Source organism: Staphylococcus arlettae, from assembly GCF_002902345.1.
Lineage (GTDB): Bacteria > Bacillota > Bacilli > Staphylococcales > Staphylococcaceae > Staphylococcus > Staphylococcus arlettae.
Map to the genome: position 1 here is coordinate 14,540 of NZ_PPQB01000019.1, position 20,575 is coordinate 35,114.

The following is a 20,575-nucleotide window of genomic DNA, read 5'->3' on the forward strand; positions in this document are numbered from 1 at the left end:
AGGGTTTCGACTAAAACATGAAGTGGGATAGAAATCTGATTTTGAAAAAATGATTTCGTCGTCCCACCCCGGCAAGGATGACTAGCGTTGAAATAAGCTCGGTTTGAAGCGTATTTTCAATGCAGTCAGCTACTGCCCATATGAAAAGAGGCTAGGACGAATCAATGTCGTCCAAGCCTCCATACCGTAGAAAAATTCTTTGCATTAATTTGCGAAAGGTTTGTTTATTTTCTATTTATATAGTTTTGTCAAAATAGTAGTGCTTTTTCGTATATTTACGTTAGTAGGAGATATTGTCGACCTATCGAATCATCTGATACATATATAACCTATATCCTGTTGACAGTGATTTATGCCGACTCCTGTGGGTAAAGCACTAGCCGAAGACTACAGGCTGAGGCAGTGCCCACGGAAAGCGTGCATAAAAACTGCCAATATACCAAACATTCAGCTACTACCAATATGAAAAGAGATTGGAACAAATCAATATTGTTCCAACCTCTTATTTACTATTAATTATTGTAAGCCTTTGTCTTGGCTATTGCTTGAACTTTGGCTTTTTTCATTTTTTTGTGACCATTCTTTTTTAGTCATTACATCTTCAACATGCATATTAACTTCCACAACGTCTAAACCTGTAATGTATTTAACTTGTTCTTTCACTAATTCAGTCACTTTGCGGAAGATTTTTGGTGCTGATTCACCATATTCTACGATAACTTTTAAATCAACTGCAGCTTGTTTTTCACCGACTTCAACGCTTACACCACGTGTTACGTTACCACTATTATTTCCAAATGAATTAGAAATACTGTCGACGAATCCGCCTTTCATTTCTAAAATACCATTAACTTCACGAGCTGCAATACCAGCAATTTTTTCAATTACTTCATCTGAGAAAGTTAATTTGTTTGAGAATTCTGGTTCTTGTTTTTCTTGTTGCTGTTGTTGTTGTAATTCTTGTTCTTTTTCATTTACACCTGTTTGGTTGTCATAAGCTTGTTTAGCTTTATTGTTATCTACTGCCATATTTATTTCTCCTTTTTTTATGAAATTAATCATTTATTATTATTGCTTCCGATGAAGACTATAGCTTTAACTCCACCGGTTAAGGAAGTTTAAGAAATCTTGCTTACGGTCTTTAGTATACCCGATACCAATACCGATTAAACACAATATAATAATTAATATAGTTTTCCAAAAGCCGAGTGTTAAAAATAATATTGCGATAATTAAGAAGGCTAGAAAACCGATAATACGCCATTTAAATGTTTTGAAAAAATCCACTACTACTTGTGTTGAATCTTGTTCATTTTGATTGTTATTGTTAGTCATGATTACCCTCCCTTACAACACGCGTTGACCTGAAGATTTTTGATCTCTAACGTTAACTTCTAATTTTTTAACTGGAATTTCTGTAAAGTGTTCAACATTTTGTTTAATGTCTTCTCTCACTTGTTCAGTTAAACTACCAACTTGTACGTCACCTGGTACAAAGAAATCTGCTTTGATTGTTATATGCGGATTTTTCTTTTTATTATAAAGCTTTGCGACTACATTCGGTTGTCTAATTTCGTCATATTTCACTACTGTGTCATAAGCCGATTTTTCAACTGCTTTACGGGAGACATAAATATGTCCATCTGCGTAATTTTTATATAATCCTGGCTTTCTGTGTGTCGGTTTAAATAAGCTAAATACTAAAATCAAACCTATTAAAATTAGAAAGGCTGCTAACCCAATCAATGTAGGTTTGAACCAACTATATTGTAATAAGTAATCTTGATATTTTGTTATTCTAGAATCGTCAAGGTACATAAACAATAAGAAACCAACAATGACGACAATTAAGAGCCCTAAAATAAAGTTTTTTAGTCTTTTCACCCGTATGACACCTCCTATGCATTTTTATTATGTACAAGTACAACGAGCCATACAGAAGTATTACCCCGTTTGTTAATCTTAAAAACGTTATTTTATTTTTTTTATTACAATTTTCTTTTTAAACATGTACTAGTAGATAAAATTTCGTCATATAAAATAACTTAGCTATCAAATTGTACCTGTCTCATTTAGTCTTCATTCATTTTTAATTCCTGATGTTTTGACTGAGATAACTTAAACTGTTGATTTCTTGGCTTTTCAATCGCTAAAGATTTAAATAACGACCATATCATTAATATAATTACTATTGAAAATGGTAGTGCAGCAATAATCAGTAAATTTTGTATGGATTGAGTACCACCTGTATAAATCATGATCATTGCAAATAGCGCTAAAATTACGCCCCAACTTACTTTGACAAAACCTGTAGGATTAATATGTCCTTTCGAGCTGAGCATTCCTAACACATAGGTAGCTGAATCAGCTGAAGTAACAAAGAAAATCATGATAACTACTAATGTTATTAAACTTAATATAAATCCTAACGGATAATGTTCTAATGTAGCAAAAGTAGCCGTTTCAGTTGCATACTTAGCTATATCTGCTATACCATGCTGCTGCAAATAAATAGCTGATGTGCCAAATACTGCAAAGAATATGAAACAAACAAGTGCCGGTACGAATAACACACCTAAGATAAATTCTTTGATAGTTCTACCGCGTGAAACACGTGCAATAAAGATACCAACAAATGGTGCCCATGAAATCCACCATGCCCAGTAGAAAATAGTCCAATTTTGTAGCCATTGGAATTTCTCTCCACCAGATTGTGGAATACGTAAACTCATTTTGAAAAAGTTGGCAATGTAATCTCCCAAGCCATTAGTGAAAGTATTTAAAATACTCAATGTTGGTCCTACACAGAATAAGGCAACTAATACGACAAAAGCTAATGCCATATTAATATTACTAAGGCTTTTAATTCCTTTATTTATACCTGACCACGCTGACCAAGTAAATAAGATAGTAGCAATAATTATAATAACAACTTGAACACCAAAATTAGATGGTATATTGAATAAAAAGTTTAAACCTTCGTTAATTTGTAAAGCTCCAAAACCTAATGTAGCTGCCACTCCAGTAACTGTCGCAATAATGGCCAGTACATCTATCGCTTGTCCTAGAGGACCACGCATAGTTTTTTCGCCAAACAATGGCATTAAAGTTGCACTAACAAGACCGGGATAACCTTTGTGAAAACTAAAATAAGCAAATATTAAAGCCACAATCCCGTACACAGCCCAAGCATGAATACCCCAATGAAAAAATGAAAATTGCATTGCTTCATTGATAGCTGTTTGTGTTCCTGCTTTATGTATTGGTGTCATAGTGAAAGCATGACTTATAGGTTCTGCAGTAGTCCAAAAGACTAAACCAATACCCATACCAGCACTAAATAACATCGCAAACCATGATTTTAGTGAGAATTCAGGATCTTCCCCTTCTTTTCCTAAAGTAATACTGGCATATCTAGAAAATAATAAATAAATACAAACTATTAAAATAAATAATACTAATAGTAAATAGTACCAGCCAAAATTAACTGCTATAAAGGAAGTAATATTTTGAGTTATAGTTTCCAGTGTTTTTGGCCATATTGCACCGTATATTACAAATCCAGTACAGATAAGTAATGCAACCCAAAATACTCCCGTAATTGATTTCATTCGCATAATCCATTCACTCCGGTTAATTTGATATATAACTTATACCCTACGACATGCAAATTATACATTTAATGCATGTTTAACTAATAAAAATGGCGAACATAACAATCTATAATTGGAATAGATTGTTATATTCGCCTTCATATTTTAACAAAGCTAATAAATTGTGTAACTCTATATAATTGTATTCACTTGATACATTAACTCTCGAGTTTACTATTAGTTGTTAGTTCAATCATTTATTAAGTTAATAACTAATTTTCCAATCATCTGATTAGACTCTAATAGTTCATGTGCAGTATAAAGTGATTCTGCCGTTAAACCTTCAATGACTTTATTTGTGGTAGGTTGGTAGATTCCCGCTTCCAAGTTAGCTGTTACATCATTTAAATAACGATGATGCATAATCATATCATCAGTTTTATGCAAAGGTCTTGAATACATATATTCATGTGTAAAGGTCACACTTTTATTTTTTAATAAGTTTAAATCTTGTTTGTCATTAAATGCTACAATAGTAGCAATTTTTCCACGTGGTTTGACTAAATCAATCATAACTTCGTAATACATGTCAGTACTAAATGTACAAAATACAAAATCTACTTCTGCTAACTCATGTGATTTAAACGCTGCTCTCAAATCTTCTTTATGGTTAAGTACTACGTCAGCACCCATTTGTTGCGACCATTCTACTGTCGCATCACGAGAAGCAGTTGTAATAACGTAGAGTCCATACTGTTTAGCAATTTGGGTAGCAATACTTCCTACTCCACCAGCTCCATTGATAATAAGTATAGACTTACCTACATTATCTTCAGCAATATGAGAAATACCGAATACATCAAATAAAGTTTCTGACGCTGTTAACGCAGTTAATGGAATGCCTACAGCTTCTATATTGGATAAATTTTGAGGTTTCAAAGCAACAAGCTGCTCATTAACAAGTTGATATTCTTGATTCGAACCTTGACAGTCTGGTGAGCCTGAATAATACACGGTGTCACCAATATCAAACAGTGTTACATTATCACCTATGGCCTCTATTGTACCAACACAATCATAGCCTAGAATCCTTGGTCCGTTTTGTACCGGTGATTGTCTAATTTTAGTATCAACAGGATTCACACTAATCGCTTCGACACGAACCAGTAATTCTTTATCTTGTGGTTGAGGTGTATCAATATCTAATTCGTAAAAATGATTACCTTCTTCTAATGAAAAAGCACGATCTGCAACTATTGCTTTCATGTTATGTCATTTCCTTTCTATTCGAGATCTTTTACACGTACAACTTGTTTACCAAAATTATCACCAGTAAATAAATTTCTAAATGCTTGTGGTAAATGCTCAAAGCCATCCATAATTGATGTTTTACTTTTAATTTTATCTTCTGTTACCCATTGTGCAAGTTCTTTACTAGCATTTGCAAAATCATCTGCATAATTTGCAACAATGAAACCTTGCATTAGTGCTTGTGATTTAATTAATATCGGCTGAATTCTAGGACCATGATCTATTTCTACGTCATTATATCCTGAAATCGCTCCACAGACAGGAATACGTGCAAATTGATTTAAATGCTTCAATACTTCATCAGCGACATGCCCACCAACATTTTCGAAGTATACGTCTACACCATCTGGCACAGCATCTGCTAATAATGAGGCATATTGTGAATCTTTATAATCAACGGCTGCGTCAAATCCTAATTCTGTAACGAGATAATCAGTTTTTTCCTTACCACCCGCTATACCAACAACACGTGCACCTTTTAATTTGGCAATTTGACCTACTACAGAGCCGACTGCACCAGACGCCGCAGAAACAACTACAGTTTCACCTGCTTTAGGTTGCCCAATTTTTAATAAACCATGATACGCCGTTTGACCTGTCATACCTAAAACACTTAAATATAAATGTAGAGGTATGTCAGTTTGAGTTACTTTAGTTACATCATCAGGTTGAATATTAACAGCTGTTTGCCACGGTAAACGGCCGACTACAATGTCACCATTACTAAACCCTTGTGCTTTACTCTTTATTACTCGAGCGACAATATGACCATTTAAAGGTTTATTTACTTCAAATGGCTGTACATAAGACTTACCTTCATTCATTCGCCCTCTCATATAAGGATCTACAGAAATATAAATTGCTTCAACTTGTATTTCTCCGTCACTAGGGTCTGCTAAATCCACGGTTTCATATTTAAACACATCGTCCGTAGGTACACCTTGAGGTCTTTTGGCTAATAGAATTTGTTCAGCTTTCATAATTTATCGCCTCCGTATAAAAATAATATTTCAAGTTAATTCTATATTTACTTCTTACTGGAATCAATCAAAGTGATTAATTAATTAGTGAATGTTATGATAATCATATTATTATGGTCAATATGGAGGAACGTGTGGGATGAAATTAAGTATTTTAGATTATGTGCCAATTTTTGAGGGCGAAAATGCCACATCTGCATTAAATCATACTATTGCCTTAGCTAAAGTTGCTGAACAGTATCATTATCATCGCTATTGGATTGCAGAGCATCACCAAGTATTTTCGGTTGCTTCGAGTGCTCCTGAAATGATTATGATGTCACTGTTAGAAAATACAACATCAATTAATATAGGTAGTGGCGGTGTTATGTTGCCACATTATAGTGCATATAAAGTAGCAGAACAATTTAAAACAATGGAAGCTAGACACCCCGGTCGTGTTGACTTAGGTATAGGACGTTCACCGAGTTTTCCAAACGTTAACGCTGCATTAAACGAAAACAAAACAGCAACTGTAAATTACGAGCAACAACTCATCGATTTATCGACATATTTTAATGATGACATAAACACACACAATCGTTTTCACGCATTGTATGCTACACCTATGATTAGTACACAACCTTCAATGTATTTACTTTCTACTAGTATAGATAGTGCAAAATTAGCTGCTAAACAAGGCTTACCTCTAGTAGTAGCATTGATGGGACAACCGACAACGAAAATTAAACAAATGATTCAAACTTACAAGCAAGAATACTTGCAATATCGTCACGAACAACCACCTTATGTCATCGTTGCTACTTTTGTCATTACAGCTGATACTCAAGAACAAGTCTCCGCTTTAGAGCAGCCTTTTCATTTATGGTTATTACGGATAAATTATTTAGATCAACCTACTGTTTATCCTTCTATTGACTTTACTGTCAATCGTGGTTTTTCTGCACGTGAATATCAAAAATTCGAACAAAATAAACGTCGAGTCATAGCTGATACCCCTAATAATGTTAGACAGCGATTGTCATCATTAGCTACAGAATATAACGCTGATGAAATTATGATACTTCCCCATGTATATGGAACAAATAATCGTATTCGTTTAGTTGAACTTTTAGGACAATTAAATGATGACAACTAAGTAATATATTTAAAAGAACTAGCCAGAAATTTGGGGTTAGTTCTTTTATTTTATTCAGAGTGAAATTAAAACATAAAAAAAGCACTTCCCAATTGGGAAGTGCTTTGAAATGACACCAATAATTAACGTTTTGAGAATTGTGGTGAACGACGTGCTTTTTTAAGACCTGGTTTTTTACGTTCTTTCATACGTGGGTCACGTGTAAGTAATCCAGCACGTTTTAATGAAGATCTGTATTCAGGATCTGCTTCTAATAATGCACGAGAGATTCCGTGACGGATAGCTTGTGCTTGTCCAGTGAATCCTCCACCGTGAACATTTACTAATACATCGTAGTTACCTTTTGTTTCTGTAACGTCGAATGCTTGGTTAATGTCTAAAATTAATGATTCAAATGGTAAGTAGTCACGTACGTCACGACCATTAACTGTCATGTTACCTTCACCTGGTACTAAACGTACACGTGCTACTGAGTTTTTACGACGGCCTGTGCCTTTATATTCAACTTGTGCCAATGTAATTTCCTCCTTCTAATTAACCACGTAACTCGTAGTTTTCTGGTTGTTGTGCAGCGTGTGGATGTTCAGCGCCACCATATACAAATAATTTTTTGCCTTGTTTTTCGCCTAAACGAGTGCTTGGTAACATACCTTTAATTGAAGTTTCAAGTAAACGTTCTGGATTTTTTTCTCTTAATTCACCAGCAGTAACTGATTTGATACCGCCTGGGTGATTTGAGTGACGATAGTAAACTTTGTCTTGTGCTTTGTTTCCAGTGAATTGGATTTTACCAGCATTGATGATGATTACATAATCACCTGTATCAACGTGTGGTGTGTAAGTTGCTTTATTTTTACCGCGTAAGATAGTTGCTACTTCTGAAGATAAACGACCTAATGTTTGTCCTTCAGCATCAATAACATACCATTTGCGCTCAATGTTTGCTTCATTAGCCATAAATGTTTGACGCATAATAATTGTCCTCCTAAGAAATAAATGTTTCGTCTTTTGTTAGTACATAATTTGTTACGATGTAAAGCTGAGATTTCATTTATTTGTTAACTGTTGTTCTACCTGCTTATATATCTAGTAACACAATAAGTTTCCGGGGCTTATCGTGGGGTGATATAAAACAATACCGTTAGTAATCTTATAATTTTTATGTCTATTTGTCAATCTAATTTAGTCATTTTGTAATGATTTTTTTCTGTGAATTGTTATGTCATTTCCAAAATCTTCTAATAGTGTTGCTTCTGACAAATAAACATGCTCTAAATAAAGTCCTTCTGCAGGTGCAGTAAATGGCACTTCATTTCTATCTTTAGATTCGAGCAAGCGGGGAACATCTTCAGGCTGCCGTTTGCCTTTACCTACTTCAATTAAAAATGCCACCAATACTCTAACCATATTATATAAAAAACCTGATCCGGTAACGACATAGTCAAAACCATCTGAGTTAGCTATAATTTCACTTTGATATAAAGTTCTAACTTTACTTTCTACTTCTGTTTTTTGGGAACAAAATCCTGTGAAATCATGTGTGCCAACAAAAGCTTGTGCAGCTTGATTCATTTTAGTTAAATCTAACTGGACATTTACGTGCGTTTTTAAGCCACTTTGGAATGGATCACGCTGTGAAGTTTGATACACTTTATAACGATACGACTTTCCTAAACAGTCATATCTACAATGAAATTCATCATCCACAACAGTTACATCATGCACAAGTATATCATCTGGTAAGGCACTATTCATAGCATATTTCCACTTTTCTGGTGCAATATTTAACTCCGTATCAAAATGAAAATATTGTTCTAACGCATGGACACCTCTATCAGTCCTACTTGTCGGGTGAATACGAACATGTCGCTTATGCATGCGTTTTAAGATTTTTTCAAATTGTTGCTGCACAGTTCTACCTGATTGCTGAATTTGAAAACCCATAAACTGTGTTCCTAAATATGAAATTTTAACTAATATACGCATGATTTACACTCCTAAATATTTCAACAAAATTAAAACAATTATAATGGGTATAATTGTTAATATAACTAATGTGTCAGTTTGCTTCCATTCTAGCTTGCGATAACTAGACCTAATAGCGTTAGTATCATAGCCTCTCACTTCCATAGCAATAGCCAAATCTTCGGCACGTTGAAATGCAGATATAAATAATGGAATTAGTAAAGGAATAAATGCCCGTACTCGATTCACTATACTGCCTGCGCTAATTTCAGACCCCCGTGATTTTTGTGATAAGATAATTTTATCTAGTTCAACCATTAACGTAGGTATAAATCTCAATGCAATCGACATCATCATACTTAATTGATGTACAGGTATCTTAATTAGTTTTAAGGGGGCTAATAATTTTTCAAAGGCATCTGTCAGATCTATAGGGCTTGTTGTGAGTGTCATAATTGTTGAAATCATCATAATAAACATCAGTCTCAAAACAATAAATATACCCTCTAAAATACCCTCTGTATCAATAGATATAAAGCCTATTTCAACTAACCGTGTGCCACCTTTAGTTAAAAATAAATGCATGATAAATGTGAATATGAGAAAAATCCAAATTGGTGTTAAACCTTTAATAAGATACCATAACTGTATCCTCGCAGCTTTTAAAATGGAAATAATTAATACAAATAACCATGCATATGTAGCAAATGAATGTGCCAGAAAAATTAAAATAATGAAGAGAAAGACAAATATTAATTTTGCTCTAGGATCTATATGATGAATAAAAGTATTAAGCGGCAAATATCTTCCAATAATAAACTTATCTTTCATTGTTTTGCCACTCCTTATACATTTTTACAAACGACTGTTCTGTTAATGCCAATTTATCAAAATGTATATTATGTTTCTGCTCAATATCTCTTTGTAATTGGACAATATCTGGTACTGCTAAATGTAATTGTTCAACATATGCTTTATCAGCAAATAACTCTTCTGGCGTACATGTGTGTACAATATGTCCTTGCCTCATTATCTTTACTTCTTCGACATAACGTGCAACGTCATTCATTTCGTGTGAAACTAAAATAATAGTTTTTTGTTCTTGTTGCTGTAAATGCTTAATTTTTTCCATAATTTGCTTGCGGCTTTGTGGATCTAATCCAGCAGTCGGTTCATCAAGAATAATAATATCAGGGTCCATTGCTAAAATAGCAGTCAATGCTATTTTGCGCATTTGACCACCTGACATTTGAAAGGGCGATTGTGACATCACTTCTCTTGTAAAACCAAAGTCTAACAATAATTGAAAGGCTTTGTGCTTAACTTTTTCAACATCCATGCCAAAATTTTTCGGTCCAAATGTTATCTCTCTCTCAATTGTATCTTCAAATAATTGAGATTCAGGAAATTGAAAAACCATACCTACATTTTTACGAATCGTACGTAAGTGCTTATCTTTGGTTTTACGCTGAATTGTTACTTCATTAAATTGCATTTTGCCAGATGTCGGTTTTAACAAACCATTAAAATGTTGAATTAAAGTAGATTTTCCGGAACCTGTTTGTCCAATAATCGCATAATATTTACCATCTTGGAATTCAGTCACTATATTATTAAGTGCTTGATACTCATACGGCGTTCCCTGTTGATAAATGAAATTAACGTGATTAAAATTAACAGTCATAGTTTATCCACCAATCCTTGATAAGTAACGTATTCTAAAGGATATCCTAATAGTTCATGTATGCGCATAGAAAATGGTAAATCGAGGCCGATATCTTTAAGAGCTGAACCTTGATTAAATATCTCCTCTGGGGAACCACTATGGAATACCGTCCCTTTATCTAACACTATTAAGTGATCCGCCTCCATAGCTTCAGACAAATCATGTGTGATTGAAATAATCGTTACTTCTTTTTCTGCGTTTACTTGTCTAATTAATTGATTCAAATATTGTCTTCCCTCAGGATCTAACATTGAAGTAGCCTCATCCAATACGATAACTTGCGCATTTAACGCTAAAACCCCTGCAATTGCTACACGTTGTTTTTGCCCACCAGATAACGATTGCGGCTCATTTTGAGCATAATCAGTCATATCTACTTCTGCCAATGCCTGCGGAACCACTTGATGCATTTCAGCATGTGAGATTCCTTGATTTTCTAACCCAAAGGCAACATCAAACTCAACTGTAGCACCAACAAATTGATTTTCTGGATTTTGAAAGACGATTCCTACATTTTGACGTACTTCCGTTAATAAATTTTCATTTACTACTTGGCCATCATATAATACCTCTCCACTAGTGGCCTTCTCAATACCTACCATTAATTTTGCAATAGTAGATTTGCCGGAACCATTGTGTCCTACAATAGATGTCCACTTTCCTTTAGGAATAGAGAAGGAGACATCACTCAATGCTAAAGGTTCATCACTTTTATAGTTAAATGAAACATCGTTAAATTGTACTATAGGTGTTGATATGTCTCCCATTTAGACTCCTCCTAAAAGCTTTATATACCTGTTCTATTTTACATGATTTTATAGTCAATGTATATCTTCTGAATAGATAAGATGATTTACTTATATAAATAAAAAAAGCCATAGCTCACACTATAGCTTAAATAAAAAAGCGCGCACCCCATCAAATATTGAGTTCACGCTTTAAACATTATTTGGTTAGATGGGGTACTCTGAGCTAGACAATATTTGTATGTGGCAAACATTATCGTTGCACTCATTTGCTTTATACGTAGTAGCACGTATATTTTATATTAAAATTATACTAATTCGATAATTACTGATTCAGCACCGTCACCGCGACGTGGACCTGCTTTAAGAATGCGAGTGTAGCCACCTTGGCGCTCAGCATAACGTTCAGCAATTTCACCGAATAATTTTTGTACTGCAGTTTGCGTAGTTTCATCTTCGTTTAGAATTTCAACATTGCGCAAAGTTTTAATAGCATTACGACGAGAAGCTAAATCGCCTTTTTTACCTAAAGTGATCAATTTCTCTACAATACTACGTAGTTCTTTTGCACGTGCTTCTGTAGTTTCGATACGCTCACTAACGATAAGTGAAGTAGCTAAATCACGTAACATTGCTTTACGTTGATCAGAAGTACGACCTAATTTTCTGTAACCCATGAGTTGACCTCCTTTTTAATTAATCTTCTTTTCTTAAGCCTAAACCTAAATCTTCAAGTTTGTATTTCACTTCTTCTAAAGATTTACGACCTAAATTACGTACTTTCATCATATCAGCTTCAGATTTATCAGCTAATTCTTGAACAGAATTAATACCTGCACGTTTTAAACAATTGTATGAACGCACGGATAAGTCTAATTCTTCAATAGACATTTCTAGTACTTTTTCTTTTTGATCTTCTTCTTTTTCAATCATGATTTCAGCATTTTGTGCTTCATCAGTTAATCCAACAAAGATGTTTAAGTGTTCAGTCATTATCTTAGCAGCTAATGAAACTGATTCTTGTGGTGTAATAGATCCATTTGTCCACACATCTAATGTTAGTTTATCAAAATCACTACTTTGTCCTACACGTGTATTTTCTACTGTATAGTTTACACGCTCAACAGGTGAATAAAGTGAATCAACAGGAATTACTCCAATTGGTAAATCACTAGTGTTATTTTGTTCAGCTAATGCGTAACCTCTACCCTTATTTGCAACAAGACGGATTTTTAAATGACCACCTTTAGATACAGTTGCCAATTTAAGTTCAGGATTTAAAATCTCAACATCACTATCATGAGTAATGTCACTTGCAGTTACTTCGCCTTCATCTTTAACATCGATTTCTAGTGTTTTATCTTCTTCAGAATAGATTTTTAACGCTAATTTTTTAACGTTCATTATGATTGTAGAAACATCTTCAACCACATTATCTATTGCAGAAAACTCGTGAAGTACACCTTCAATTTCGATATATTTTACGGCTGCACCTGGTAATGAAGATAGTAGGATACGACGTAAGGAGTTTCCTAGTGTAGTACCATAGCCACGCTCTAGTGGTTCAACAACGAACTTACCGAATTTAGCATCTTCACTAATTTCAATTGTTTCAATTCTAGGTTTTTCGATTTCTATCATTTACAAATATCCTCCTTAAGTACGTCGACTAGATTAATACTGTATTTCTCAGTGACCTGCGACAATAACAATAAATTATACGCGACGACGTTTTGGTGGACGACAACCATTATGTGGTACTGGAGTAACGTCACGGATTGCAGTTACTTCTAAACCAGCTGATTGTAATGCACGGATAGCTGATTCACGGCCTGGTCCAGGTCCTTTTACTGTAACTTCTACAGATTTTAAACCATGTTCCATTGCTGATTTTGATGCAGTTTCAGCTGCCATTTGTGCTGCAAATGGAGTTGATTTTTTAGATCCTTTGAATCCAAGTGCACCTGCTGATGACCATGATAAAGCATTACCAAATTCATCAGTGATTGTTACGATTGTATTGTTGAATGTTGAACGGATGTGTGCCACACCATTTTCAATATTCTTTTTCACTCTACGTTTACGAGATACTTGTTTACGTGCCATTTAAAATTTGCCTCCTTTACCTATTATTTTTTCTTGTTAGCTACAGTTTTAACTGGGCCTTTACGAGTACGTGCGTTGTTTTTAGTTTTTTGTCCGCGCACTGGTAATCCACGACGGTGACGGATTCCACGATAAGATGAGATTTCCATTAAACGTTTGATGTTTAAGTTTTGCTCACGACGTAAGTCACCTTCTACTTTATAACTATCTACAACTTCACGGATACGACCTAATTCATCGTCTGTTAAGTCTTTTACGCGAGTATCTGCTGAAACATTAGCTTCTTCTACAATTTTTTGTGCTGTTGTAGTACCGATACCATATACGTAAGTTAAAGAAATAACAATACGCTTTTCACGTGGGATATCAATTCCTGCTATACGTGCCATATTTATTTACACCTCTCTTTTATTAACCTTGTTTTTGTTTGTGTTTTGGGTTTTCACAAATTACCATGACTTTACCTTTACGTTTAATGACTTTACATTTTTCGCAAATTGGTTTTACTGATGGTCTTACTTTCATTTTTATACCTCCCTATATTATGGAGTGACGATTATTTATAACGATAAGTAATTCTGCCGCGTGTTAAATCATACGGAGACATTTCTACTGTTACTTTGTCGCCAGGTAGAATACGAATATAATTCATTCTAATTTTACCACTTACGTGTGCCAAAATCTCGTGACCATTTTCTAATTCTACTTTAAACATAGCGTTTGGTAAAGTATCTAATACTGTACCTTCTAATTCGATTACATCTTGTTTAGCCATTTATTAACTTCCCCCTTTTTACTATAGTTGGTTATCGTGAACAATCAACTATAACCATACGTGTCTATCAGTGCGTGTTAATAAGTTCAACAAAAATAAAAGAATTACTTTCGCTATAGCTCACTCACATTTATTTTTTCAATACGTTAATACTTACTCAAACTATGATGACTGCAATACATAGACCGTACTAAGTTGATTCTACTTTAAGTCGTCTAAGATATTAATAACGTCAGAAGTAACTTCTTTAATATCTTTAGAACCGTCAATGTTTTCAAGTACACCTTTATCTTGATAGTAAGATAAAATTGGTTTAGATTGTTTTACATTAACGCTTAAACGATTTGCAACTGTTTCAGGGTTATCATCTTCACGTTGGTATAATTTACCACCATCAAGATCACAAACGCCATCTACTTTTGGAGGATTGAATACAAGATGATAAGTTGTACCGCATGTCTCACAAATTCTACGACCTGTAAGGCGGTTCATTAATTCTTCTTCAGGTACCTCTATATTGATAACTGCATCAATGCTTCTGCCTAGCTCTTGCATAATGTCATTTAAAGCTTCAGCTTGTTCAATAGTACGAGGAAAGCCATCTAATAAGAATCCTTTTTTTGCATCGTCTTCAGAAATTCTTTCTTTAACGATACCCACAGTAACTTCATCAGGAACTAATTCTCCACGATCCATGTAAGATTTAGCTTCTTTCCCTAAATCTGTCTCATCTTTAATCGCTTTTCTGAACATGTCACCAGTAGATATTTGTGGAATCGGGAATTTCTTTACAATTTCACTCGCTTGAGTTCCTTTACCTGCTCCAGGTAAACCCATTAAAATGATATTCATAAGTGCCCTCCTACAATTTATCTACCACCAAAGCCTCTATATTCTTTTTGGCCCACTTGAGCTTCAAGACTTTTCATTGTTTCAATTGCTACACCAATTACAATTAAAAGACTCGTTCCGCCAACCTGAATAGATTGCGGTAAACTCATCACTTTAGTTGCAATTATCGGTAGAATTGCAATGACAGCTAAGAAGATTGATCCAACGAATGTTAATCGATAGAGTACTCTAGTAATATATTTTTTAGTTTGTTCTCCAGGTCTAATACCCGGAACGTAACTTCCTTGTTTCTTAAGGTTTTCTGCCATCTTTTCAGGATTAACCTGTACAAACGCATAGAAATACGTAAACGCAATAATTAGTACTACATATACGATCATTCCAATATTGTTAGATGGATTTGCTACATCTGATACTTTTTGTGCCCAATCAGCATCAGGGAAGAACAGTGTTAATGTTCTAGGTAGTAAAAAGAATGCCATTGCAAAGATAACTGGAATTACCCCTGCTGAATTGACTTTTAAAGGTAGATATGTTGCTTGTGAACCTAATCGTTGCGCTGTTTGTTTCTTCGCATATTGAATTGGTATTTTACGTACAGCTTGTAGTACGAAAATTGCACCAACCGTTAATAAAACCATTCCAACTAGTAATCCAATTACTTTTAACCAAGCCATAGTTACGTCATCTTGTCCGACGAATGCTTGTTGATAAAATTGAATTAATGATGATGGAAGCGTTGATAATATTCCTGCAAAGATAATAATTGAAATACCATTACCAACACCAAATTGCGTAATTTGCTCACCTAACCATATTAAAAATGCTGTTCCAGCTGTTAATACTACAGCAATTAATAAATAACTTGTAATCGATTGATCCATGATCAATTGACCTTTTAAGTAGTTATTAAATTGGAACGCCATCCCTATAGATTGGACGAACGCAAGTATTATTGCAAAATACCGTGTAAAATTATTCAATTTTTTCCTTCCAGCTTCACCTTGTTTTGCCCATTCAGTGAATTTAGGTACAATATCCATTTGTAACAACTGCATTACAATTGATGCAGTGATATATGGCATGATACCCATTGCAAAGATTGAAAAGTTCTTCAAGGCACCGCCACCAAACGTGTTTAACAAGTCAGTGACACCTTGAGAACCTTGTTGACTATCAAAGGCAGCTGGATTAACACCAGGTGCTGGAATATAAGTACCTATTTTGAATATAACTAACATTGCGAGTGTAAAAAAGATCTTGTTACGAACTTCTTTGGTTTTAAAGAAGCTCACAAGCGTTTGAATCATTAGATCACCTCGTGTGCTCCACCTTTAGCATCAATAGCATCTGCTGCAGAAGCAGAGAATTTATGAGCTTTTACTGTCAATTTCTTCTCTAGTGAACCGTTACCTAGTACTTTAATACCAGATTTTTCACTTTTAACTACGCCAGATTCTACTAATAAAGCTGGAGTTACTTCAGTACCTTCCTCAAATTTATTAAGTTGGTCTAAGTTAACAATAGCATATTCTTTACGATTAATGTTAGTGAAACCTCGTTTTGGTAAACGACGGAATAAAGGTAATTGTCCACCTTCGAAACCTGGTCTTACACTACCACCTGAACGCGCTTTTTGACCTTTTTGTCCACGTCCACTTGTTTTACCGTTGCCTGTAGCCGCTCCACGACCGACACGGTTACGTACTTTACGAGAACCTTCAGCTGGTTTTAACTCATGTAATTTCATTTCGGCACCTCCTTAATTATTTTTCTTCTACAGTCACTAAGTGACTTACTTTGTTGATTTGCCCACGGATAGCAGGGTTATCTTCAACAACTACTGAAGAATTAGTTTTTTTCAAACCTAAAGCTTCAACAGTTTTACGTTGTGTTTCCGGACGACCAATAACACTACGAGTGAGGGTAATTTGTAATTTAGCCATAACTCTATTCCCTCCTTAATTGTATAATTCTTCTACTGATTTGCCACGTAATTTCGCAACTTCTTCAGCATTTTTAAGATTTTGTAATCCATTAAGAGTGGCGCGAACCATATTAATTGGAGTATTAGATCCTAATGATTTACTTAAGATGTCAGTAATACCAGCTAACTCTAATACGGCACGAACTGGGCCACCTGCGATAACACCTGTACCAGGTGCAGCTGGTTTCATGAATACACTACCTGAACTGAAAGTTCCTGTAATTGTATGAGGTGTAGTACCTTCAACACGTGGAACTACAACTAAATCTTTTTTAGCTGCTTCAACAGCTTTTTTGATTGCTTCTGGAACCTCTTGTGCTTTACCTGTTCCAAAGCCAACGCGGCCATTCTTATCTCCCACTACTACTAAAGCAGTGAAACGGAAACGACGTCCACCTTTTACAACTTTTGCAACACGATTGATCGTTACAACGCGTTCTTCAAATTCTTTAGTTTCTTCTTCTCTACGAGCCATGTAATTGTCCCTCCTTTAAATTAAAATTCTAAACCGTTTTCGCGAGCTGCATCTGCCAATGCTTTAATACGTCCGTGGAATAAATATCCTCCACGATCGAATACTATTGTTGATACGCCTTTGTCGCTTGCTTTTTTAGCAATTGTTTCGCCTACTTTTGCTGATAATTCAACTTTTGAAGATTCTGCATTAGCAATTTCTTTATCTTGAGTTGAAGCTTGAGCTAAAGTTACACCTTTAACATCATCGATGATTTGTGCATAGATGTGTTTGTTTGAACGGTAAACGTTTAAACGAGGTTTTTCAGCTGTACCAGATAATTTAGTACGAACACGTGCATGTCTTTTCAAACGTACTTTGTTTTTATCAATTTTACTGATCATTTCAATACTCCTTTCTGTAGAAAGTTATTTATTATTTACCAGTTTTACCTTCTTTACGGCGAACGTATTCACCTTGGTAACGGATACCTTTACCTTTGTATGGTTCTGGTGGTCTAGTTGAACGGATGTTAGAAGCATAAGCACCAACGCGTTCTTTAGAAATACCAGTTACAGTTACAGTTGTGTTTTTCTCAACAGTGAAAGTAATGCCATCTTCAGCTTTAATTTCTACTGGGTGAGAGTAACCAACGTTTAAAATTAAGTCATTACCTTGCATTTGTGCACGGTAACCAACACCAACAAGTTCAAGTGTTTTTGTGAAACCTTGAGAAACACCTTGGATCATATTGTTAATTAAAGCACGAGTTGTACCATGTACTGTTCTGTCATCTTTAGAATCAGTAGGTCTAACAACTTCTAAAGTAGTTTCATCTTGTTTGTATGTCATTCTTTCGTTTAAAGTTTTAGATAATTCGCCTTTTGGACCTTTAACAGTTACATTGTTACCTTCTATGCTAACTGTTACGTCGCTAGGGATGTCAATAATTTTTTTACCAACACGACTCATGTTATCGCACCTCCTTATTTATTATTACCAAATGTATGCTAAGATTTCTCCACCGATATTACGCTTTCTTGCTTCTTTGTCAGTGATAACACCTTCAGAAGTTGATACTAGAGCAATACCTAAACCGTTAAGTACTTTAGGTACTTCGTTAGCTTTAGCATATACACGTAAACCTGGTTTAGAAATACGTTTTAATCCTGTGATAACACGTTCATTGTTTTGACCATATTTTAGGAATAAACGAATTACACCTTGTTTATCGTCTTCTACAAATTCAACGTTTTTTACGAAACCTTCACTTTTTAAGATTTCGGCAATTTCTTTTTTGATATTAGAAGCAGGGAATTCTAACTTTTCGTGACGAACCATGTTTGCGTTTCTTACACGAGTTAGCATATCTGCAATTGGATCTGTGATTGTCATTGATTGTTGCCTCCTTTCAGACTCTTTTAATTACCAGCTAGCTTTACGAACGCCAGGGATTTGGCCTTTATAAGCTAATTCACGGAAACAAATACGGCATAATTTGAATTTACGATATACAGAATGTGGACGACCACAGCGTTCACAACGAGTATATTCACGTACTTGGAACTTTTGTTTTTTTTGTTGCTTAGCAACCATTGAAGTTTTAGCCACTTAATTAGCCTCCTTTTAGAGATTATTTTTGAAATGGCATACCGAATTGTGTTAACAATTCACGAGCTTCCTCGTCAGTGTTAGCAGTAGTTACGATAACGATATCCATTCCACGTACTTTTGATACTTTGTCATAGTCAATTTCAGGGAAAATTAATTGTTCTTTAACACCTAATGTGTAGTTACCGCGACCATCGAATGCAGTTTTAGAAACACCGCGGAAGTCACGAACACGTGGTAATGATACAGCAATTAATTTATCTAAAAAGTCATACATTCTTTCGCCACGTAAAGTAACTTTAGCACCGATTGGCATACCTTCACGTAAACGGAATGTTGCAACTGATTTTTTAGCTTTTGTAACTAATGGTTTTTGACCAGTGATTTGTTCTAATTCTTCTACAGCGTTATCTAACACTTTAGAGTTTTGAACAGCGTCACCGACACCCATATTTACAACGATTTTTTCGATTTTTGGTACTTCCATTACTGAACTATAATTAAATTTCTTAACCAAGCTTTCAGCAACTTCTGTATTGAATTTTTCTTTTAAACGGTTCACAGTGGATCCTCCTTTCAACTAGTTATTAATTATTAGATTTGATTTCTTCGCCTGATTTTTTAGCGATACGAACTTTTTTACCATCTTCGAATTTATATCCAACACGAGTAGGTTCATTCGTTTTTGGATCTAATAATTGTACGTTAGAAACATGGATAGCTGCCTCTGTTTCTAAGATTCCACCTTCAGGGTTAAATTGAGTTGGTTTTTGGTGTTTTTTGATAAAGTTGACACCTTCCACAACGACACGGTCTTTTTTAGGTTCAGTTGATAATACTTTACCTTCTTTACCTTTGTCTTTACCTGCGATAACTTTTACGTTGTCACCTTTTTTGATATGCATGTGTGGCACCTCCTTAAGCTTATATATTATAAAAGATTATTATAGTACTTCTGGAGCTAATGATACGATTTTCATGAAGCTACCTTCACGTAATTCACGAGCAACAGGACCGAAAATACGAGTACCACGTGGGCCTTTGTCGTCACGGATGATGACACATGCATTTTCATCAAATTTGATATATGAACCATCGTTACGACGTACGCCAGATTTTGTACGTACGATAACAGCTTTAACTACTTCGCCTTTTTTAACAACGCCACCTGGTGTAGCATTTTTAACAGAAGCAACGATTATGTCACCAATATTAGCTGTTTTACGACCAGATCCACCTAATACTTTGATTGTAAGAACTTCACGAGCACCAGAGTTATCTGCTACTTTTAAGCGACTTTCTTGTTGGATCATGAGTTAAACCTCCTTTAT

The 20,575-nt window shown here is 34.9% G+C and carries 31 protein-coding genes; 1 reads left to right on the top strand and 30 read right to left on the bottom strand.

The genetic code is table 11. From position 1 onward, the window contains the following. Window positions 1-516: 516 nt before the first annotated feature. The 6 genes from CD036_RS09030 to CD036_RS09055 form a co-directional block, all read right to left on the bottom strand. Complete coding sequence (locus tag CD036_RS09030; protein ID WP_103388485.1) at window positions 517-1,029, bottom strand: Asp23/Gls24 family envelope stress response protein; 513 nt, start codon at window positions 1,027-1,029, stop codon at window positions 517-519. 66 nt (window positions 1,030-1,095) lie between these two features. Next, a complete protein-coding gene (locus CD036_RS09035) occupies window positions 1,096-1,335 on the bottom strand; it encodes a DUF2273 domain-containing protein (RefSeq protein ID WP_002509241.1) in 240 nt (79 codons plus the stop codon). A gap of 12 nt (window positions 1,336-1,347) precedes the next feature. Next, complete coding sequence (amaP, locus tag CD036_RS09040; protein WP_002509242.1) at window positions 1,348-1,884, bottom strand: alkaline shock response membrane anchor protein AmaP; 537 nt, start codon at window positions 1,882-1,884, stop codon at window positions 1,348-1,350. A gap of 188 nt (window positions 1,885-2,072) precedes the next feature. Then, a complete protein-coding gene (locus CD036_RS09045) occupies window positions 2,073-3,617 on the bottom strand; it encodes a BCCT family transporter (protein ID WP_103388486.1) in 1,545 nt (514 codons plus the stop codon). Window positions 3,618-3,842: 225 nt separating this feature from the next. Continuing rightward, entirely contained in the window at window positions 3,843-4,859 is a 1,017-nt protein-coding gene (locus CD036_RS09050; protein WP_103388487.1) for a zinc-binding alcohol dehydrogenase family protein, read from the bottom strand. A gap of 17 nt (window positions 4,860-4,876) precedes the next feature. After that, the gene (locus CD036_RS09055; RefSeq protein ID WP_002509245.1) at window positions 4,877-5,884 is read right to left on the bottom strand and encodes an NADP-dependent oxidoreductase; all 1,008 of its coding nucleotides are present in this window, start codon (window positions 5,882-5,884) and stop codon (window positions 4,877-4,879) included. 139 nt (window positions 5,885-6,023) lie between these two features. Between CD036_RS09055 and CD036_RS09060 the strand changes: the two genes are divergently transcribed. Beyond that, complete coding sequence (locus CD036_RS09060) at window positions 6,024-7,022, top strand: LLM class flavin-dependent oxidoreductase (RefSeq protein WP_103388488.1); 999 nt, start codon at window positions 6,024-6,026, stop codon at window positions 7,020-7,022. 122 nt (window positions 7,023-7,144) lie between these two features. On the opposite strand, the gene rpsI is transcribed toward CD036_RS09060, so the two are convergent. The 24 genes from rpsI to rplN all read right to left on the bottom strand — a co-directional run bounded on the left by rpsI (window position 7,145) and on the right by rplN (window position 20,557). Next, window positions 7,145-7,537, bottom strand: a complete 393-nt coding sequence (gene rpsI / locus CD036_RS09065) for a 30S ribosomal protein S9 (protein WP_021458975.1) — start codon at window positions 7,535-7,537, stop codon at window positions 7,145-7,147. Window positions 7,538-7,556: 19 nt separating this feature from the next. Continuing rightward, complete coding sequence (rplM, locus tag CD036_RS09070) at window positions 7,557-7,994, bottom strand: 50S ribosomal protein L13 (protein WP_021458974.1); 438 nt, start codon at window positions 7,992-7,994, stop codon at window positions 7,557-7,559. A 210-nt stretch (window positions 7,995-8,204) separates the two neighbouring features. After that, window positions 8,205-9,008, bottom strand: a complete 804-nt coding sequence (gene truA / locus CD036_RS09075; protein ID WP_002509249.1) for a tRNA pseudouridine(38-40) synthase TruA — start codon at window positions 9,006-9,008, stop codon at window positions 8,205-8,207. A gap of 3 nt (window positions 9,009-9,011) precedes the next feature. Continuing rightward, complete coding sequence (locus CD036_RS09080) at window positions 9,012-9,818, bottom strand: energy-coupling factor transporter transmembrane component T family protein (RefSeq protein ID WP_002509250.1); 807 nt, start codon at window positions 9,816-9,818, stop codon at window positions 9,012-9,014. Continuing rightward, window positions 9,808-10,671 (bottom strand): energy-coupling factor transporter ATPase, encoded by an 864-nt coding sequence (locus tag CD036_RS09085; RefSeq protein WP_002509251.1) that lies wholly within the window; start codon window positions 10,669-10,671, stop codon window positions 9,808-9,810. The genes CD036_RS09080 and CD036_RS09085 overlap by 11 nt, the downstream gene beginning before the upstream one ends. Further along, complete coding sequence (locus CD036_RS09090; RefSeq protein WP_103388490.1) at window positions 10,668-11,480, bottom strand: energy-coupling factor transporter ATPase; 813 nt, start codon at window positions 11,478-11,480, stop codon at window positions 10,668-10,670. The genes CD036_RS09085 and CD036_RS09090 overlap by 4 nt, the downstream gene beginning before the upstream one ends. Window positions 11,481-11,767: 287 nt before the next feature. Then, window positions 11,768-12,136 carry a 50S ribosomal protein L17 gene (rplQ, locus tag CD036_RS09095; protein ID WP_021458972.1) on the bottom strand — a complete coding sequence of 123 codons (369 nt, stop codon included), beginning with the start codon at window positions 12,134-12,136 and terminating at the stop codon, window positions 11,768-11,770. Between the two features lie 19 nt (window positions 12,137-12,155). After that, window positions 12,156-13,100: a DNA-directed RNA polymerase subunit alpha gene (locus CD036_RS09100; RefSeq protein ID WP_002509254.1), complete on the bottom strand. Its 945-nt coding sequence runs from the start codon at window positions 13,098-13,100 to the stop codon at window positions 12,156-12,158. A 75-nt stretch (window positions 13,101-13,175) separates the two neighbouring features. Further along, entirely contained in the window at window positions 13,176-13,565 is a 390-nt protein-coding gene (gene rpsK / locus CD036_RS09105) for a 30S ribosomal protein S11 (RefSeq protein WP_002509255.1), read from the bottom strand. Between the two features lie 23 nt (window positions 13,566-13,588). Continuing rightward, window positions 13,589-13,954: a 30S ribosomal protein S13 gene (rpsM, locus tag CD036_RS09110; protein ID WP_002509256.1), complete on the bottom strand. Its 366-nt coding sequence runs from the start codon at window positions 13,952-13,954 to the stop codon at window positions 13,589-13,591. A 22-nt stretch (window positions 13,955-13,976) separates the two neighbouring features. Beyond that, window positions 13,977-14,090 carry a 50S ribosomal protein L36 gene (rpmJ, locus tag CD036_RS09115; protein ID WP_002509257.1) on the bottom strand — a complete coding sequence of 38 codons (114 nt, stop codon included), beginning with the start codon at window positions 14,088-14,090 and terminating at the stop codon, window positions 13,977-13,979. Window positions 14,091-14,121: 31 nt separating this feature from the next. Continuing rightward, window positions 14,122-14,340: a translation initiation factor IF-1 gene (gene infA / locus CD036_RS09120; RefSeq protein WP_001118443.1), complete on the bottom strand. Its 219-nt coding sequence runs from the start codon at window positions 14,338-14,340 to the stop codon at window positions 14,122-14,124. Window positions 14,341-14,541: 201 nt separating this feature from the next. Continuing rightward, window positions 14,542-15,192: an adenylate kinase gene (locus CD036_RS09125; RefSeq protein ID WP_103388491.1), complete on the bottom strand. Its 651-nt coding sequence runs from the start codon at window positions 15,190-15,192 to the stop codon at window positions 14,542-14,544. 17 nt (window positions 15,193-15,209) lie between these two features. Beyond that, complete coding sequence (gene secY / locus CD036_RS09130; RefSeq protein WP_002509259.1) at window positions 15,210-16,502, bottom strand: preprotein translocase subunit SecY; 1,293 nt, start codon at window positions 16,500-16,502, stop codon at window positions 15,210-15,212. Then, window positions 16,502-16,942, bottom strand: a complete 441-nt coding sequence (gene rplO / locus CD036_RS09135; RefSeq protein WP_002509260.1) for a 50S ribosomal protein L15 — start codon at window positions 16,940-16,942, stop codon at window positions 16,502-16,504. Before rplO ends, secY begins: the two co-directional genes overlap by 1 nt. 16 nt (window positions 16,943-16,958) lie before the next feature. Beyond that, complete coding sequence (rpmD, locus tag CD036_RS09140) at window positions 16,959-17,138, bottom strand: 50S ribosomal protein L30 (protein WP_002482630.1); 180 nt, start codon at window positions 17,136-17,138, stop codon at window positions 16,959-16,961. Between the two features lie 15 nt (window positions 17,139-17,153). Then, window positions 17,154-17,654 (bottom strand): 30S ribosomal protein S5, encoded by a 501-nt coding sequence (gene rpsE / locus CD036_RS09145; RefSeq protein WP_002509261.1) that lies wholly within the window; start codon window positions 17,652-17,654, stop codon window positions 17,154-17,156. Window positions 17,655-17,674: 20 nt separating this feature from the next. Continuing rightward, the gene (rplR, locus tag CD036_RS09150; RefSeq protein WP_002509262.1) at window positions 17,675-18,037 is read right to left on the bottom strand and encodes a 50S ribosomal protein L18; all 363 of its coding nucleotides are present in this window, start codon (window positions 18,035-18,037) and stop codon (window positions 17,675-17,677) included. A 31-nt stretch (window positions 18,038-18,068) separates the two neighbouring features. After that, a complete protein-coding gene (gene rplF, locus CD036_RS09155) occupies window positions 18,069-18,605 on the bottom strand; it encodes a 50S ribosomal protein L6 (RefSeq protein WP_002509263.1) in 537 nt (178 codons plus the stop codon). Window positions 18,606-18,629: 24 nt separating this feature from the next. Next, on the bottom strand, window positions 18,630-19,028 hold the full coding sequence (rpsH, locus tag CD036_RS09160; RefSeq protein WP_002509264.1) for a 30S ribosomal protein S8: 399 nt from the start codon (window positions 19,026-19,028) through the stop codon (window positions 18,630-18,632). Between the two features lie 30 nt (window positions 19,029-19,058). Further along, the gene (locus CD036_RS09165) at window positions 19,059-19,244 is read right to left on the bottom strand and encodes a type Z 30S ribosomal protein S14 (RefSeq protein WP_002482625.1); all 186 of its coding nucleotides are present in this window, start codon (window positions 19,242-19,244) and stop codon (window positions 19,059-19,061) included. A gap of 22 nt (window positions 19,245-19,266) precedes the next feature. After that, window positions 19,267-19,806 (bottom strand): 50S ribosomal protein L5, encoded by a 540-nt coding sequence (gene rplE / locus CD036_RS09170; RefSeq protein ID WP_002509265.1) that lies wholly within the window; start codon window positions 19,804-19,806, stop codon window positions 19,267-19,269. Between the two features lie 25 nt (window positions 19,807-19,831). Further along, the gene (gene rplX / locus CD036_RS09175; protein ID WP_002509266.1) at window positions 19,832-20,149 is read right to left on the bottom strand and encodes a 50S ribosomal protein L24; all 318 of its coding nucleotides are present in this window, start codon (window positions 20,147-20,149) and stop codon (window positions 19,832-19,834) included. Between the two features lie 39 nt (window positions 20,150-20,188). Next, on the bottom strand, window positions 20,189-20,557 hold the full coding sequence (gene rplN / locus CD036_RS09180; protein WP_002509267.1) for a 50S ribosomal protein L14: 369 nt from the start codon (window positions 20,555-20,557) through the stop codon (window positions 20,189-20,191). Window positions 20,558-20,575 lie beyond the last annotated feature (18 nt).